Source organism: Kineococcus gurbantunggutensis, from assembly GCF_050871925.1.
Taxonomy (GTDB): Bacteria; Actinomycetota; Actinomycetes; order Actinomycetales; family Kineococcaceae; genus Kineococcus.
The window spans coordinates 38,851-54,074 of sequence record NZ_JBJLSG010000004.1 but is presented as its reverse complement, the minus strand read 5'-3'; the positions used below and the strand labels follow the sequence as shown (position 1 = coordinate 54,074).

Below are 15,224 nucleotides of genomic sequence, written 5' to 3'. Positions count from 1 at the left end.
GGGGAACGTCCCGGAAACTACGCGGGCGGCGCCGAGCGCGCCAGGGGTTCCGGGAGATCCCCAGGGAGTTCCCAGGGTCGCTGCCTACCGTCGCCGGCGTGACGAGATCCGCAGGACCGGTTCGTGCCCGTCGCGCCGCGGGGGAGCTCCTCGAGGTGGCCCCCGGCGTGTTCTGCGTGCGGACGCCGCTGGCGAACTGGTACCTCCTGCGCGCCGGTCGCGACCTCACCCTGGTCGACGCCGGCTACCCCGGCCAGGCCGGGCTGCTGCTGTCCTCCATCGCCCGGCTCGGGCACGAACCGCGCGACGTGCGCGCGGTCCTGGTGACCCACGCCCACGTCGACCACGTCGGGGGCCTGCCGGACCTGCTGCGGGCGGCGCCCGGCCTGCCCGTGCTGCTGGACCCCGTCGAGGTGGCGCACGCGCGGCGCGAGCGCGTCGAGCAGGTCGGCACGGCCACGGTCCTGCGCCACGCCTGGCGGCCCCGGGTGGCCGCCTGGGCGGTGCGCGCGGTGCGGTGCGGCGGCACGGCGCACGTGCGGGTGCGGCGGGCGGCGGCGTTCCCGGCCCCGTCCCGGGGCGGGGCCCTCGACGTCCCGGGAGGGCCGGTGCCGGTCCCCACCCCGGGCCACACCAGCGGGCACAGCGCGTTCCTGCTGCCCGAGCACGGGATCGTCCTGACCGGTGACGCGCTGGTGACGGGGCACCCGCTGAGCGCCGAGCGCGGTCCGCAGCTGCTGGAGGGTTTCTTCCACCACGACCCCGCCGGGACCGTCGCGAGCCTGGACGTGCTCGCCGCGCTGCCCGCCGACGTCGTGGCCCCCGGGCACGGGGAGCCGTGGCGCGGCCCCCTCGACCGCGCCGTCGCCCGGGCCCGCCGGAGCTGACCAGCCCCCGCGGCGGGGCGCGCGCCGCTCCGGAGGTTCCCGTCCACGACCCGTCGACACCTCGTCGACGCGCGTGCGCTGCAGTGGAGCGGTCGTCGGGGCACCGGCGCCGACAGGTTCCTCACCCCCGGGAGGTGGCGGTGGACACGACCGTCAGCAGGTCCCGCGCCGCCGTGCTGGCCCCCGCGGCGCTCGTGCTCGCGGCGGCCTGCTCCGCCGCCGTCCTGGCCGTCCACCGCGCCGCCGCCCAGGTCGTCGACGACTTCCGCCACGCCTGTTCGCCCCCCGCGCCCCGGGACGCGCCCGGCGTGCACCGGCCGGGCGCCCGGCGGCTCCGCAGCCCGTGACCGCTCAGCCGTCCCGGCTCCAGTCGACCAGGAGCGTGCGGCACAACCCGTCCCAGGTCATCGGGTCCCACCCCGTCAGGGTGCGCCAGCGCCCCAGCCGGTACCGGACCGTGTTGACGTGCACGTGCAGCGCCGCAGCCGTCGTCGACAGCGAGGACCCCGCGTCGGCGAAGGCGGTGACCGTCTGGAGCAGGTGCGGGTTGTCCGCGGCCGCCCGCAGCCCGGGTTCCAGCACCTGGCGCAACCGCGGCGCCTGCCCGCTCAAGCTGACGGGGAGCCACCACCGCTCGAACGGCACCACCTCGCGGCGGGGGTCGGCGTGCGCCAGGCACAGCACGGCGTCGCGGTAGCTGTCGACCGCCCCCTGCACCCCCGGCCGGCTCAGGCCCACGCCCGCCCGCACCTCGGCGCCCACCCGCCGCACCCTCGCCACGAGCGCCGCGGGGTCCACCCCCTGCAGGACGGCGACCATGACCTGCCCGACGTCGGCGACGTGCAGGTGCTGCAGGGCCCGCCGCGGTTCGCGGTCCCGTTCGTGCCAGCGGCGCACCTGCTGCTCCGACCAGCCGCTGATCGACCAGCACACCACCTGGAAGCGCCCCGTCAGGTCGTAGCCCAGGCTGGCCGCGGTGCGCTCGACGGCCTCGCGCTCGACGGCTCCCTGGCTGAGCGCCTGCACGAAGCGGTGGGTGGAGCGGATGTCGACCTCTTCCAGCACCCGGGTGGTCTCGCTGTGCCCCTGCGCGGCCGCGGCGGTGATGGCCTGCATCCAGGACCACACGCCGTCCACCCGGCCCAGCAGGTCCAGCTGCAGCTGCTGGTCCCCCGACTCGTCGGCGAGCTGCTGGATCTGCGCCCACAACCGCTGGAACCCGACCTGGTACGCGCCGATCAGCGCGTCCAGGGGAACGCCGTCGTGGGCCCGCTGGCGCCCCAGGTCCCGCGCGGCCTCGAGCTCGCGGGGACCGGGGCCGCGCCCGGCCGCCAGCCCGGTCACCATGCCGCGCAGCTGGCCCTCGGTGTGCCGCACCTGCTCGGACACCGCCACGGTGCCGTACGAGGCCACCCGCTCGCGGATCAGCTCGATGACCTCCACGGTCAGGGCGGGCACCCGGCTCTGCGCCCGGGCGTAGAGCTGCTCGATCGCCTCCACCGGTCCCCCCACCCCCGACCCGCCGGGCGTCCCGGCGCCCCATCCTGACCGGAGGCGCGCACGCGGCGCACCTTGTGGGATCCACAAGGTGCGGGCGCCCATCTCTGACGCCCTGGACCTGTCGCCCCGCCGGCGCGGCGAGGACCCTACGAGTACCGCCCGGCAGCAGGGCGGGGCCTGCGCGCACGACCCGGCAGCAGGCACCGGTGACGTCGCCCGTCACCCGAGGGGGGAGTGCCCGCACGTGTTCCACGACGACGCAGAAGACCCCGGGATGTTCCCGCAGCACCTCGAACTCAGGCTCCTCGGACCCGTCTCGATGCGCTGGCGAGGGGCCGAGGTGGACCTCGGCACCCCCCAGCAACGGGCGTTGTGGGCGGTGCTGCTCCTGCGCGCGCGCCAGCTCGTGCCCGCCGAGGAGCTCGTGGACGCGCTGTGGGACGAGCAGGCGCCCGTCGGTGCCCGCACGACGGTGCGCACCTACGTCTCCCGGCTGCGCAAGGCGCTCGCGGCCTGCGGGGCCGGCGAGCACGTCCGGCTGGAGTCCCGCTCGGGCGGTTACCTGCTCTCGGTCCCGCGCGGTTCGGTGGACGTGGAGCTGTTCCAGCACGAGGTCGCCGCGGCGCGGCGCAGCGCCCGCACCGGGGAGCGCGACCGGGCGCGCGAGCAGCTGCGCACGGCGCTGTCGCGCTGGAGCGGTCGCGCGCTCACCGGGGTCGACGGCCCCTGGCCGGCCGCGCAGCGCGCGCACCTGGAACTGCTGCGCACGGACGCGCTGGAGGAGTCCTGGACCCTGGAGGTCGAGGCGGGGCCCGAGCCGGGCACCGTCGCCGACCTCGTGGACGCGGTCGCCGCGCAACCCCTGCGGGAGCGGCGCCGGGAGCTGCTGATGCTGGCGCTCTACCGCTCCGGCCGGCAGGCCGAGGCGCTGGCCGCCTACCGCGAGGCCCGCGAGTTCCTCGCGGGCGAGCTGGGCATCGACCCCGGTCCGGCCCTGCAGGCGCTGCACCAGCGGGTGCTGCGCTCCGACCCCGAGCTGATGGGGCCCGGACCCGCCGGACCCACCGGTGCCCGCGAGCCGGGCGGGGACCCGGCCGGAGCCGACCGGGTCCCCGTCGCACCGGTCCCCCCGGCGCGGGCACCCCTCGCCCCGGTCCCCGCCCAGCTGCCGCCGCCCGCCGAGCCGTTCACCGGGCGCGGTGAGCTCCTGCACCGCCTGACGACGGCCCTGACGGGCGTGCAGGGCCTGGTGGTGGAGGGGCTGACCGGGCTGGCCAGCACCGGGACCAGCGCGCTGGCCGTGCAGGTGGCCCACCGGGTGCGCGAGCACTTCCCCGGCGGGCAGCTGTACGTCGACCTGCGCGGGCCCGACGCTCCGGTGCAGGCCCACGAGGTGCTGGGCGCGTTCCTGCGCGCCCTGGGCGTCCCCGCCGCCGCGGTGCCCGCCGCGAGCGCCGAGCGGGTGGCCAGCTGGCGCACCGCGACCAGCGGCCGGCGCCTGCTGGTGCTGCTGGACCACGCCAGCAGCGCCGCCCAGGTGCGCGACCTGCTGCCCGCCGGGGCCGGCAGCGCCGTGCTGCTCACCAGCGCCCGCCGCTTGGCGGACCTGGTCCCGGTGCGGTGGAGCACCGTGGGGGCCCTGGAGCCGGCGCAGTCGCTGGAGCTGCTGGCCTCGGTCGCCGGCCGCGAGCGCGTCCTGGCCGAGCGGGAGGTGTCCGAGCAGGTGGTGGCCGCGTGCTCGCACCTGCCGCTGGCCGTGCGCGTCGCCGCCGCGCGCCTGCTGGACCGCCCGGGCTGGAGCGTGGCGCAGATCGCGGCGCAGCTGGCCGACGACCTGCGCGAGCCGGTGGTCATGGCCGCCGACTGCGCGATCGTCGACGCACCGCTGCAGCGCGCCCAGGACGGTCTCGGACCGGTCCTGGCACAGGCGTTCTGCCTGCTGGCCGTCCCCGACTGCGCCTGGCTGGACGAGGGCGCCGCCGCCGCCGTGCTGGAGGTCCCGCCGGTGCGGGCCCGGGGCGTGCTGGAGGAGCTGGTGGACGCGCACCTGCTGCTGGCCGCCGCGGACGGCACCTACCGCTTCCCCGGGCTGGTCAAGGCCTTCGCGCGCCGGCAGGCGTGGGCGCAGCAGGGCCACGAGCGGTGCCGCTCGGCCCTGCAGCGCCTGGTGCAGCACCACGCGCGCACGCTGCGCGGGGCGGTGCCCGCCCAGGGCGGCGCGGTGCGCGCGCCGGGGACGGCGCGCGCGGAACTGCCGGTGCCGGTGCTGCAGGAGTTCCTGGCCGCGCTCCCGGTCGCCTGAGCGGGAGCGCGGCACGTCCGCGCCGGGCGCACGCCGCCCCGGCGCCGAACCACCCCGTCCACCGGAGGAGAACCGTGCACGAACCCGACCTGCGCACCCGCGCGACCGCTCCCGCCCTGCCGGGTGACCAGCTGCGCAACTGCGCCTCCTACTACTCCGGGTACGGCCGGCGGGAGGACGGTGCCGGTGCGCTGCTCTACCGCAGCGGCCTGGAGCACCCCCTGTACAACGGGGTGCTGCGCTGGCGCGGCACCGACGGCACCGACGGCACCGACGGCACCGACGGCACCGACGGTGCCGGTGCGGCCGTCACCGCGGCCGGTTCCCGGCTCGCCGGCCTGCCGTGGTTCTGGTGGGTCGGACCGGACAGCGACGAGGGCGTGCGGGACGCCCTGCGGGCCCGGGGCGCGGTACCGGCGGGACGGATGCCCGTGATGGGCGCGGCGATCCGGGAACGTCCCGTCACCACGCCCGTCGAGGGCGTCGACGTCGTCCGGGTCCGGACGCCGCAGGACCTCACCCGGTGGGCGCAGGCGTACGCGCGGGCCTTCGGGATCGAGGAGCGGCTCACGCTGCCCGCGGAGCGGGGGAGGCCGCCGGCCGAGCCGCTGGTGCGCTTCTCCGCGCGCGCCGGCGACCGGGTGGTCGGCACCGCCGCCCTGCTGCCGGCGCACGGCGTCGCCGGCGTGTACGTCGTGAGCACGCACCCCGAGCACCGCGGCCGGGGCATCGGCACGCTGATGTCGCAGACCGTCCTGCAGGCCGGTTTCGACGCCGGTCTGCGGGTGGCCACGCTGCAGGCGAGCGAGCAGGGGGAACCGCTCTACCGCCGCCTGGGTTTCGAGGAGTGGACGGCGTACGAGCTGTTCACCCTCCCGGCGCGCTGAAACCCGCCGGGCCGACGGGATCGACGCCGACTGCGCGGCGTCGTCGCCGACCGTCTCGTCCACCGCGCTGTCGACGCCCGTCGACGTGCTGTCGACGTGCTGTCGACGTCCTGTCGACGCGGCGCGCGGGGGTGAACCCCGGCGCCGCGCGGGCCGTGTGCAAGGAGCGGTGGGAACCGGCGGGCACGCCCGGCAGCGCACCGCCGAGGGGTTCCGCGGACAGCGGCCCCGAGGCGGTCGCGGCTGACGGGCGCGACGCGGTTCCGGTTGCACCGCAACCGCACAGCTCACCTGAGGAGAAGACCATGCGCACCAAGATCCTCGTCGCCACTGCCCTGACCGGCGCCGCCCTCGTCGCCGCCGCCGCGCCCTCGTCCGCGGCGGTCCCCCCGCAGACGGCGATCCGCTTCGCCCGCGGTGCGGAGTCCGCCACCGTCTCCGGGCACGTGGCCGCGCACGGCGACCGCCGCTACGTCTTCGACGCCACCGGCGGGCAGACGGTCAGCATCCGCTTCACGCGCAGCACCTCCGCCGAGACCTGGACCCTGGTCGGCCCGACCGGCCCGTCGGTGCACAACGCCGGGAGCCCGTCGCAGACGAGCTTCACCTACCGCCTGCCGGACACGGGGCGCTACTACCTCGACGTCGTCTCCCCGCGCGCGGCCGACTACCGCCTGCAGGTGAGCATCCCGCGCGGGCAGACCATCGCCTTCCCGGCCGGGGGCACCAGCGCCACCGTCTCCGCCCGCGTGGCGGCGCAGCGGCCGGCCGAGTACGTCTTCGCCGCCCGCGCCGGTCAGCGGGCGCACGTGCAGCTGTCCGGCTCGCCCACCGCGGCGTTCACCCTGACCGCGCCGGACGGGCAGCCCCTGCACACCGCCGCGTCCGAGCAGCAGCGCGACGTCAGCGTGACCCTGCCGGCCACGGGCCTGTACCGGCTCGCGGTGCAGGACGCCACGGCCGGCACGCGCACCCTGACCCTGAGCATCCCGGCGCGCTGACGGGCCCCACCACCGCACCCCCCGGCGAGCGGTGCACGCCGGCGGCCCGGGCGTCCGCGCTCCCGAGCCGCCGGCTCGGCCGCACCGCTCCCGGCGAGTTCTTGACCAGTCGGTCCACCACGCGTACCGTTTGAGACCAACCAGTCAACAACATGGACGGAGACCCACCGTGACCGCAGCACTCACCGGCAAGACCGCCCTCGTCACGGGCGGCACCTCCGGCATCGGCCTGGCCGTCGTGCGCCGCTTCGTGCAGGAGGGGGCGCACGTCGTCCTGACCGGGCGGCGGCAGCCCCAGCTCGACGCGGTCGCGGCCGAGCTCGGGGACGCGGTGACCGCCGTGCGCGCCGACGCCTCGGACCCCGCCGACGTGGCCGCCCTGTTCGAGGCCGTCGCCGCCCGCGGGAGCGGCCTGCACGCGGTGCACGCCAACGCCGGCAGCGGCGAGTTCAAGCCCCTGGCCGAGGTGACGGCCGCCGACGTCGACACCGCCTTCGCCACCAACGTGCGGGGCACCACCCTCACGGTGCGGGGCGCGCTGCCCTTCCTGGAGGAGGGCGCCGCGATCGTGGTGACCGGTTCCACCGCCGCCTCGGGCACGGAGAAGAGCTTCGGCCTCTACGGCGCCTCCAAGGCGGCGGTCGCCACCTTGACGCGCACCTGGGCCGCCGAGCTGGCCCCGCGCGGGGTGCGCATCAACACCGTCATCCCCGGCCCGACCGAGACGCCCGGCCTGAAGGGCCTGGCCCCCGGCAACGAGGACGCGCTCGTGCAGCAGATCGCCGGTGGCCTGCCGTTCGGGCGGGTGCTGCGCCCCGAGGAGGTCGCCGCCGTCGTGCTGTTCCTGGTCTCCGAGCAGAGCTCGGGCATGACCGGCAGCGAGGTCTTCGTCGACGGCGGCTCCACCATCGCCTGACCCCGAACCCCACCCGCGACCCACCCGCACCCGCCCGCACCCGCCCGCGAGGAGGACACCCGTGATCGACCGCACCACCCCCGCCCCGTTCACGGCCGGGCGCGCGCCCGCGCCGCTGCCCCTGCCGCGGGCCGGCGCCCTCGACGGGGGCGACCCCTGCGTCCCGACGGCGGCGACCCCGTGAGCCGGCCGCTGCCCACGAGCACCCCGGCGGCGGGCCGGGGGTGGATCGGCGTCTCCTCCGTCGCCCTGGGCTCCTTCGCCATCGTCCTCTCCGAGTTCCTGCCCGTCGGGCTCCTGCCCTCCATCGCCTCCGACCTGGACGTCCGCATCGGCACCGCCGGCCTCGTGGTCGTCACCACCGGCCTCTTCGCCGCGATCGCCGCTCCCGCCGTCACGGTGGCCGCCTCCGGCCTCGACCGCCGGGTCGTGCTCGTGGGCCTCAGCGCCCTGCTGGTCGTCTCCGACGCCCTGGCCGCCCTGGCCCCGGCCTTCCCCGTCCTCCTGCTGGCCCGGGTGCTGCTGGGGGTCAGCCTCGGCGGGTTCTGGGCGATCGGTGCCGGCATCGCCGGGCGGCTGGTGCCGGCCGGGGACGCGATCCGGGCGACGTCGCTGATCACCGCGGGCATCTCCGTGGCCACCGTCGTCAGTCTCCCGCTGGGCGCGGCGGTCTCCGCGCTGGCCAGCTGGCGGCTCGCCTTCGTCATCGGCGCCGTGGTGGGCCTGCTCGCGCTCGGCCTGCAGCTGCTGACGCTGCCGAGCACCCCCGCGACGCACCGCGTGCGGGTCTCCACGCTCGGCGCGCTGTTCCGCGTCCCGCGGGCCCGGATCGGGCTGGTCGCGGCCGCGTTCGCCTTCGCCGCGCAGTTCGCCGCCTCCACCTACGTCACCCCCTTCCTGCAGGACCGGGCCGCCGCCGGTCCCGGCACCGTGACCTTCGCGCTCCTGGCCTTCGGCGTGGCCGGGATCGCGGGCAACTTCGCGGCCGGCGCGACGCTGGGCCGCAGCGTGCTGGGCACCACGGCGGTCGCGAAGGTCGTGCTCGCGGTGACGGTGGTGCTGCTGCCGCTGCTGGCGCGCTCGACCGCCGCGGTCGTCGTGCTCGTCGTGGTGTGGGGCTTCGTGTGGGGCGCCCTCCCGCTGGCGCTGCAGACCTGGATGTCCACCGCCTCGCCGGCCGGTGCGGAGACCGGGCTGGCGCTGTTCGTCACCACGATCCAGCTCGCCCTCGCGGCGGGCTCGGTCCTCGGCGGCGCTGCGGTGACCTCCTCCGGCCTGGACGCGGACTTCCGGCTCGCCGGCGCGATCGCGCTCGTCGGCGCTGTCGTGTTCACCGCGGCGGGCTCCCGGCGCGCCGCGGCCGCCCCCGCCACCACCGCCCCCACCGAGGACCCGACCGGCGGTGCGCACGAGCGCGCGAGCGCGCAGGCCGCACCGCCCCGGGGGTGACCCGCGCCGCGCGCAGCAGCGCTGGCATTCCCGTCCTGCCCGCCCCGTCCGCCCGACACCACCTGGAGCGACCGTGAACGCCTCTCCCGCACCCACCACGAGCCTCGACCTCGGAGGCACCACCCTCACGTACGTGCCGGACGGCGAGTTCCGCGCCGAACCCGCCGTGGCCTACCCGTCCGGCCACGAGGACCTGTTCACCGACGGCCTCGACGTCGTGGACGAGAACGGCATGCTCGTCCTCAGCGTCGGAGCGCTCCTGCTCACCACCGGCGACCGGCGGGTGCTCGTCGACGCCGGCATCGGCGCCCGGACCATCCCCCTCGTCCGGCCGGGGACGACGCGCGACGCGTACATGCGCGGCGGCACCCTGCTGCAGAACCTCCACGAGATCGGGGTCGAACCCGACGAGGTCGACGCCGTGCTGCTCACGCACCTGCACGCCGACCACGTGGGCTGGCTCGGCGACGAGTCCGCGGACGGCGCGCCCACGTTCCCGAACGCCGAGTACTGGGTCACCGACGAGGAGCGGGAGTTCTGGTCGCGCCCGGAGCACGACGGCGACCCCGTCGGCCCCCGGCCCCACGAGCTGCGCATCGTCGACGCACGACGTCGGCACCTGGTCGAGGGCTCCGAACCGGTCGAGGGGGTGAGGGCCGTGCGCACCGCCGGACACACCCCGGGACACGTCGCCTTCTCGGTGGCGGGGACCCGCGCCCGCGCGCTCGTCGTGGGCGACGCCGTGCACTGCCCGGCGGAGGTCCTGCACCCGGGGATGGCGTGGGTGGGCGACCACGACGCCGCGACGGCCGCCCGCACCCGCGAGGGCCTCGCCGACCGCGTCGCCCGCGACGGCGCCGTCCTGGTCGGCCCGCACTTCCCGGACGCGGTCTTCCGCCGGTACGACCCCGCCGCGACGCCGCCGCTCACCCCCCACGCGGCGTAGCGGCGCGCGGGGACGGGCGTCCCCGCTCCCGCGGTGGGGGACCGCCGCACCCGGTGGGCAGCCGCGGTCGGGGCACGTGCCCTCGCCGCCGTGCGCCATGATGGACGAAGCGGTCGAGAACCCGATCCGAAGGACGGCCATGCCCAGACCCCGCACGTTCGACGAAGCCGACGTCATCGCCCGCGCCCGGACGGCGTTCGCCGAGACCGGCTTCGCCGGCACGTCCCTGGACACCCTCCTGGAGGCCACGGGCCTGGCGCGCCAGAGCCTGTACAACGCCTTCGGCGGCAAGAAGGAACTGTTCATGCGGGCGTTCCTCAGCGACGCCGCCGAGGCCGTCGACGCCGTCGAGTCGATCCGGCACGGTTCGGACAGCCCCCTCACGCGCATCCGCTCCCAGCTCGTCAAGGTGGCCGTCGAGCACGGCTCGGCCCAGGCCGCCCCGTCCCTGTTCACCAAGGCCGCCGTCGAGCTCTCGGCGCGCGACCCCGAGGTCGCCTCGGCGGTCGCAGCCGCCTTCGCGTCGATGAGCGAGCACTACGCCGCCTGCATCGCCGAGGCCCAGGCCGCCGGCGAGATCGACGCCGCCGCCGACGCGGACTCCCTCGGGGCGTTCTTCTGCGCCGTCATCGAGGGCATGTCCACCCTCGGCGGGACGGGCGCGCCCCGTGCGACGCTGCTCGACATCGGGCTCACCAGCATGGCGGCCATCCCGATCACCGACCTCGGCCGCGACCACCTCGGCACCGACGACGGCGACTGGTCCTGAGGGGGCGGCGTCGAGGGGTGGTGCGCGGTTCCCGCGCGGTGACCGCACCACCCCGCCGGGCCCACGGCCGGCCGAGCGGCACGGCGGCGGGGGCGGTGCCGAGGGCGCGCACCGGGCTCGCCGTCCTGGCGGGCGCCGCCAACGCCAACTTCCTGCTCGCCCCGCTGCTGGGCACCCGGGTCGACCTCGCAGCGGGGGTCATCAGCGAGCTGTCGGTGCCCGGTCAGCCGGGAGCGGTGTGGTTCCGCCTCGGTGACGGGTCGGCGGGCCTGCTGTGCTCGCTCCTGGCGCTGCCGGTGGCCCTCGGGTGGTACCGGTCCCGGCACGACCGGTCCCGGCGCGATCGGTCGCGTCACGGGCGTTCCCGGCGCGAGGGGTTCGGTGCGCTCTGCCTGGGGGTGTTCGGCGTGTCGACCCTGCTCTCGGCGATCGTCCCGCTCGCCTGCGCGCCCTCCCTCGGCCCGTGCCCGGCGTCCGCGGCACCCGCGGAACTCGTCCACGACGCGGTCAGCGTCGTGGGGACCCTGGCGGCGGTGGTGGGTGTCGCGGCGCTGGCCCACCGGGCCCGGGGGTGGTGGCTGTGGCCCGCGGTCGTGCTGACCGCGCTCGTGACGGCGGGGACGGGCGCCTACGAGGTCGTCACGTTCCTGCAGGGCGGCGGCGGCGCCGGGGGGGCGGCTCAGCGGCTGCAGGTCGTCGCGGTGTCGTGCTGGGTGGTGCTGGAGGTCGCGCACCGGGAACCGGACCGGGGCCCGGGTCGAGGCCGAGCCCGGGGCCGAGTCCGGGGTCGAGCCCGGGGTCGAGCCCGGGGGCCAGCCCAGGGTTGAGCGTGCGGTGGGGCCGGGGGACGCGTGGCGGTGCGGGTCCTCAGCTCGCCGGCAGGTACCGCGCGGCGAACACCAGCCCGTAGGGCAGGTCGTCGCGGGCGGTGGTCCAGGTGTGCCCCTGCCCGGCGACGTCGCGGCGCGCCACGGGCCAGCCCCTGGCCTGCAGCGCCCGCGTCAGCGCGTCGACCCCGGGCACCTCCGTGGCCCGGGTACCGGTGCCCAGGAACACCGGGACCGGGGCCGGCACCGGCAGCGAGGGCAGGTACGAGGAGGGCGAGACCGCTGCGAACCCCTCGGCCGGGAGCACGTCGCGGAAGGAGTCCCCGGGGTCGCCGAAGGGTTCCAGCGCGATGAGCGGCCCCCAGGTCCCGCGGTGGCGCAGGCCCTGGTCGAGGGCGCAGTAACCGCCGGCGCTCATCCCCGCCAGCACCCGCGACGACGCCTGGGCCCGCGTGCGGTAGAGCGCGTCGACGCGGGGCACGAGGTCGCGGTAGAGGTAGGTCTCCCACTCGGGTCCGCCGGGGGAGTCCAGGCACTCGGTGTCGGCCAGGCCGGAGTTCTGGTCGGGGGTGACGGCGATCACCGGCGGGATCAGCTCGCGTGCGATGAGGACGTCGAGGGTGCGGGCGGCGTCCCCGGCGCCGAACCAGTCGGTGGAGCGCCCCGGCGAGCCCGGCAGCAGGAACACCACCGGGTAGCGGCGCTGGGGGTGGGTGGTGTACCCGGGCGGCAGGTACACGTAGGTCGTCGTCTCCGGCACGCCGAGCGCGTCCGACCCCAGCCGGAAGGAGGTGATCGTGCCGCCCCCGGAGCGCAGCTCACCGGTCACCGCGAACCGCGCGGCCTCCAGGGTCGGGACGTAGCCCGTGACCGCGTTGGCCGTCGTCGCCGCGGTCAGCACCAGCGCCACCAGCGAGCCCGCGGCCCAGGGCACCCGGTGCCGCCGCCGGCGGCAGGAGCGCACCGCACCGACCAGCACGCACAGCAGCACGAGCGCGCACGCCACCGCCGGCCACGGCGAGCTCAGCCACTCCGACGGCGGGGCGAGGGCCCTGACGACGGCCGGGGGGAGGTGCACCGGTGCGACCGTCACGACTCCTCCGACACCGCTGGTGACCCGGCCAGCACCACCGAGCAGACCACCACGACGAGCAGGGCGGCGGCGGTGGCGGGCAGCCACCCGGCCCGCACCGAGTCGCCCAGCAGCACCGGACCCGCCAGCGCCGGCACCACCACCTCCACCGCCCACAGCAGCGCCGTCACCGGCCCGACCGCCCCGCGCTCCAGGGCCGCCGCGTACCCCAGGGTCCCCGCGACCCCGGCGAGCACCACCGCCCACCCCGCGGGTTCCAGCGCCGTGCGCCACCACGCGCCGGGGACCGTCACGGCGCGCGCGCTCAGCGCCGCCACGGAGCACCCCAGCCCCGCCAGGACCGCCAGCGCGACGGGGCCGCCGCGCCGCAGGGCCAGGACGCCCAGCAGGAGCACGGCGGCGACGACGCACGACCCCACCTCGACACCCCTGCCGACCGCGGCGGGTGCTCCTTCGCGCCCCGCCCGTGCGAGCACCCCCAGGGCCGCGACCAGCGCCAGCACCGCCGCGGTGTCGCGGCGGCGCAGCCGCGTCCCGAGCACCACCCGGGCCAGCAGCACGGTCAGCGCGAGCGAGGCCGCCAGCAGCGACTGCACCGCGAACGCCGGCAACCGCCTCAAGGCGACCAGGGACAGCAGCCAGGCGACGGCGTCGCAACCGAGCCCCGCGAGGTAGAGCGGGGAACGCAGGCCGGCGGCGCGCACCCCCACGGCCTGCAGCAGCGAACCCGCCGCGTAGCCGAAGGCCGCGAGCGCCGTCACCGCCGCGGGAGCGGTCAGCGCCGCGGTCACGGCGCGCGCCGTCCCAGGAAGCGCCCGATGACGGGCAGTTCGGCGACCCCCTCGGCGCCGGCGATGGTGAGGCCCTGCGCGGCGGCGAACTCCACGGAGTCCAGGACGACGTACCGCGGGCGCCACTGCGGGTCGTACTTGGCGTTGAAGCGCCACAGCGACTCGATCTGCGCGTTGCGCGACAGGGCGTGCAGCGCCCGCCGGCCGAGGTCGGCCACCGCGCCCGAGCGCTCGCCGGCGACGAGCTCGCGCAGGACGGCGAAGTTCAGGCCCAGTCCGCGCATCCCGTTCTCGGCCAGGTGCTGGGCGGTGGCGACGACGAGGGCGTCGGTGAGGCCGTTGGGGACGTCCTCCGCGGTGGAGCGGCGCATCACGTCCAGGGAGTACCCCTGCACGTCGGCGGCGGGGACCCACTGGACGAACCCCGCGGGGCGCCCGTCGGCGAAGCGCGCCACGCTCAGCAGCAGCCCGGTGTCGGCGGGGTCGAACAACCGGGACAGCGTCATGGAGTAGCCGCGCTCGCTCCCGCCCTGACGGGACTCCCCGGCGATGGCCAGCAGCTCGTCCCGCTCGCTCGCGCTCAGCGCCGCGGGGTCGTGGAAGGTGATCGCGATGCCCGTCCTGGCGACCCGGTTGACCGCGCCGCGCAGGCTCTTCGCGTGCGACCCCTTGAGGCTGAAGGTGGTGCAGTCCAGGACGGCCTCGTCGCCCAGGTAGACCGGGCGCAACCCGACGGCCTCGTACGCCGGCAGCCAGTCCGCCGCCGCGCCGACCACGGCGATGGACCACCCGTTGCGCTCGACGTGGTCGAGGAACTCCGTCAGCAGCTCCCCGCGGCGTCGCGCCGGGCCGACGGGGTCGGGCGAGACGAGGCAGACGCCGTTGCGGACGCTGTGGGCGACCACGCCCTCGCCGAGGTCGGTGCCGACGAAGAAGAAGTCCTTGTCGTCGCGCAGCGCGAAGTAGTCCAGGGTGCCGCCACCGTGGCGGGCGACGATCCCCCTGGCCCGCTCCCGGTCGGCCAGGCGCTGGTCCACGCTGAGCGCGCGGGGCCGGTGCGGGGAGGACGAGGTCCAGCCGAGCACCACCAGCAGCACGAGGCCCAGCGCCAGCAGGGCGGGGTTCAGCAGCGGCAGGAACACGTGCCCCTCGCCGCCGTGCAGCTTCGGCAGCGGGGTCCGCCGGTCCCCCACGAGGCGTTCCACGACGGCCTCCACCGTCTCCCCCGGGTGCCGCTCGGCGCCGACCGCGACGACCATCGCGGTGGAGACCGCGAGGGTGAGCAGCGCGCCGAGGCTCAGCACGCGCACCGCGCGCCGAGCCCCGGCGGCGCTGGGCAGGACGGGGAAGGCGCGGGCGTTCAGCGCCAGCCAGACCAGCGCGACGACGTCGAGCAGGGCCTCCTCGACGTCGATCCCCTTCAGCAGGTGCAGACCGGCGGACGCGCCCAGCAGGCCGACCGTCGTGCCCCAGGCCAGGCGCTGGCCCCGGCGCAGGCCGCGGGCCAGCAGCAGCAGCGCGACGGAGACCGGCACGAGCACCGTCGTCGCGCTCAGCGGGACGACCAGCGGCAGGACCTGCAGCAGGGGTGCGAAGCGTTCGCGCAGCGGCGGGGTGAGGGCGGAGAGGACGCCGACGACACCGAGCGCGGCGACGAGGGCCGCGCCCAGGCGCCGGGTCCGTGCCCGGCGGGCCCTGCCGGCGAGCAGAGGAGGGAGCACGTTCCGCAGTGTGCTCCGGCGCGCACGGTTCCGGCCCGCAGGACAGCACTTCCCCGGTCAACTCCCGGGCAACTCCCAGACGAGGGGGCGGGCGTCAGCTTGCGGCTCGGGTGCGGCGGGGCGAGATGCGATCTT

Annotated in this window: 15 protein-coding genes; 11 read left to right on the top strand and 4 right to left on the bottom strand. The window is 77.0% G+C overall.

Translation table 11 applies throughout. The annotated features are described in order from the left end of the window. Nucleotides 1–98 precede the first annotated feature (98 nt). Nucleotides 99–887, top strand: coding sequence for an MBL fold metallo-hydrolase (locus tag ACRYR7_RS01200; RefSeq protein WP_432570240.1), 789 nt, complete (start codon nucleotides 99–101; stop codon nucleotides 885–887). A gap of 140 nt (nucleotides 888–1,027) precedes the next feature. Further along, complete coding sequence (locus ACRYR7_RS01195) at nucleotides 1,028–1,234, top strand: hypothetical protein (RefSeq protein WP_432570239.1); 207 nt, start codon at nucleotides 1,028–1,030, stop codon at nucleotides 1,232–1,234. Between the two features lie 4 nt (nucleotides 1,235–1,238). Here the strand turns inward: ACRYR7_RS01195 and ACRYR7_RS01190 are convergent, their stop codons facing one another. After that, complete coding sequence (locus tag ACRYR7_RS01190; RefSeq protein ID WP_432570238.1) at nucleotides 1,239–2,387, bottom strand: PucR family transcriptional regulator; 1,149 nt, start codon at nucleotides 2,385–2,387, stop codon at nucleotides 1,239–1,241. 340 nt (nucleotides 2,388–2,727) lie between these two features. Here ACRYR7_RS01190 and ACRYR7_RS01185 point away from each other — a divergent pair, with 340 nt between their 5' ends. From ACRYR7_RS01185 to ACRYR7_RS01145, 9 genes are all read left to right on the top strand, one after another. Further along, a complete protein-coding gene (locus ACRYR7_RS01185; RefSeq protein WP_432570237.1) occupies nucleotides 2,728–4,689 on the top strand; it encodes an AfsR/SARP family transcriptional regulator in 1,962 nt (653 codons plus the stop codon). A gap of 74 nt (nucleotides 4,690–4,763) precedes the next feature. Continuing rightward, a complete protein-coding gene (locus ACRYR7_RS01180) occupies nucleotides 4,764–5,576 on the top strand; it encodes a GNAT family N-acetyltransferase (protein ID WP_432570236.1) in 813 nt (270 codons plus the stop codon). Between the two features lie 305 nt (nucleotides 5,577–5,881). Then, the gene (locus ACRYR7_RS01175) at nucleotides 5,882–6,577 is read left to right on the top strand and encodes a peptidase (RefSeq protein ID WP_432570235.1); all 696 of its coding nucleotides are present in this window, start codon (nucleotides 5,882–5,884) and stop codon (nucleotides 6,575–6,577) included. Between the two features lie 169 nt (nucleotides 6,578–6,746). After that, entirely contained in the window at nucleotides 6,747–7,493 is a 747-nt protein-coding gene (locus ACRYR7_RS01170) for an SDR family NAD(P)-dependent oxidoreductase (protein WP_432570234.1), read from the top strand. A 61-nt stretch (nucleotides 7,494–7,554) separates the two neighbouring features. Next, nucleotides 7,555–7,677, top strand: a complete 123-nt coding sequence (locus ACRYR7_RS01165) for a hypothetical protein (RefSeq protein ID WP_432570233.1) — start codon at nucleotides 7,555–7,557, stop codon at nucleotides 7,675–7,677. After that, entirely contained in the window at nucleotides 7,674–8,942 is a 1,269-nt protein-coding gene (locus tag ACRYR7_RS01160) for an MFS transporter (protein ID WP_432570232.1), read from the top strand. The genes ACRYR7_RS01165 and ACRYR7_RS01160 overlap by 4 nt, the downstream gene beginning before the upstream one ends. A gap of 73 nt (nucleotides 8,943–9,015) precedes the next feature. Next, complete coding sequence (locus ACRYR7_RS01155; RefSeq protein ID WP_432570231.1) at nucleotides 9,016–9,888, top strand: MBL fold metallo-hydrolase; 873 nt, start codon at nucleotides 9,016–9,018, stop codon at nucleotides 9,886–9,888. Between the two features lie 139 nt (nucleotides 9,889–10,027). After that, a complete protein-coding gene (locus ACRYR7_RS01150) occupies nucleotides 10,028–10,657 on the top strand; it encodes a TetR/AcrR family transcriptional regulator (protein WP_432570230.1) in 630 nt (209 codons plus the stop codon). 38 nt (nucleotides 10,658–10,695) lie between these two features. After that, entirely contained in the window at nucleotides 10,696–11,484 is a 789-nt protein-coding gene (locus ACRYR7_RS01145; protein WP_432570229.1) for a DUF998 domain-containing protein, read from the top strand. Between the two features lie 40 nt (nucleotides 11,485–11,524). Here ACRYR7_RS01145 and ACRYR7_RS01140 read toward each other — a convergent pair whose 3' ends face one another. The 3 genes from ACRYR7_RS01140 to ACRYR7_RS01130 are packed head-to-tail and all read right to left on the bottom strand — an operon-like array spanning nucleotide 11,525 to nucleotide 15,089. Beyond that, nucleotides 11,525–12,577 carry an alpha/beta hydrolase gene (locus tag ACRYR7_RS01140; RefSeq protein ID WP_432570228.1) on the bottom strand — a complete coding sequence of 351 codons (1,053 nt, stop codon included), beginning with the start codon at nucleotides 12,575–12,577 and terminating at the stop codon, nucleotides 11,525–11,527. Continuing rightward, complete coding sequence (locus ACRYR7_RS01135; RefSeq protein ID WP_432570227.1) at nucleotides 12,574–13,368, bottom strand: hypothetical protein; 795 nt, start codon at nucleotides 13,366–13,368, stop codon at nucleotides 12,574–12,576. The genes ACRYR7_RS01140 and ACRYR7_RS01135 overlap by 4 nt, the downstream gene beginning before the upstream one ends. After that, the gene (locus ACRYR7_RS01130) at nucleotides 13,365–15,089 is read right to left on the bottom strand and encodes a bifunctional lysylphosphatidylglycerol flippase/synthetase MprF (protein ID WP_432570226.1); all 1,725 of its coding nucleotides are present in this window, start codon (nucleotides 15,087–15,089) and stop codon (nucleotides 13,365–13,367) included. The genes ACRYR7_RS01135 and ACRYR7_RS01130 overlap by 4 nt, the downstream gene beginning before the upstream one ends. Nucleotides 15,090–15,224: the final 135 nt, after the last annotated feature.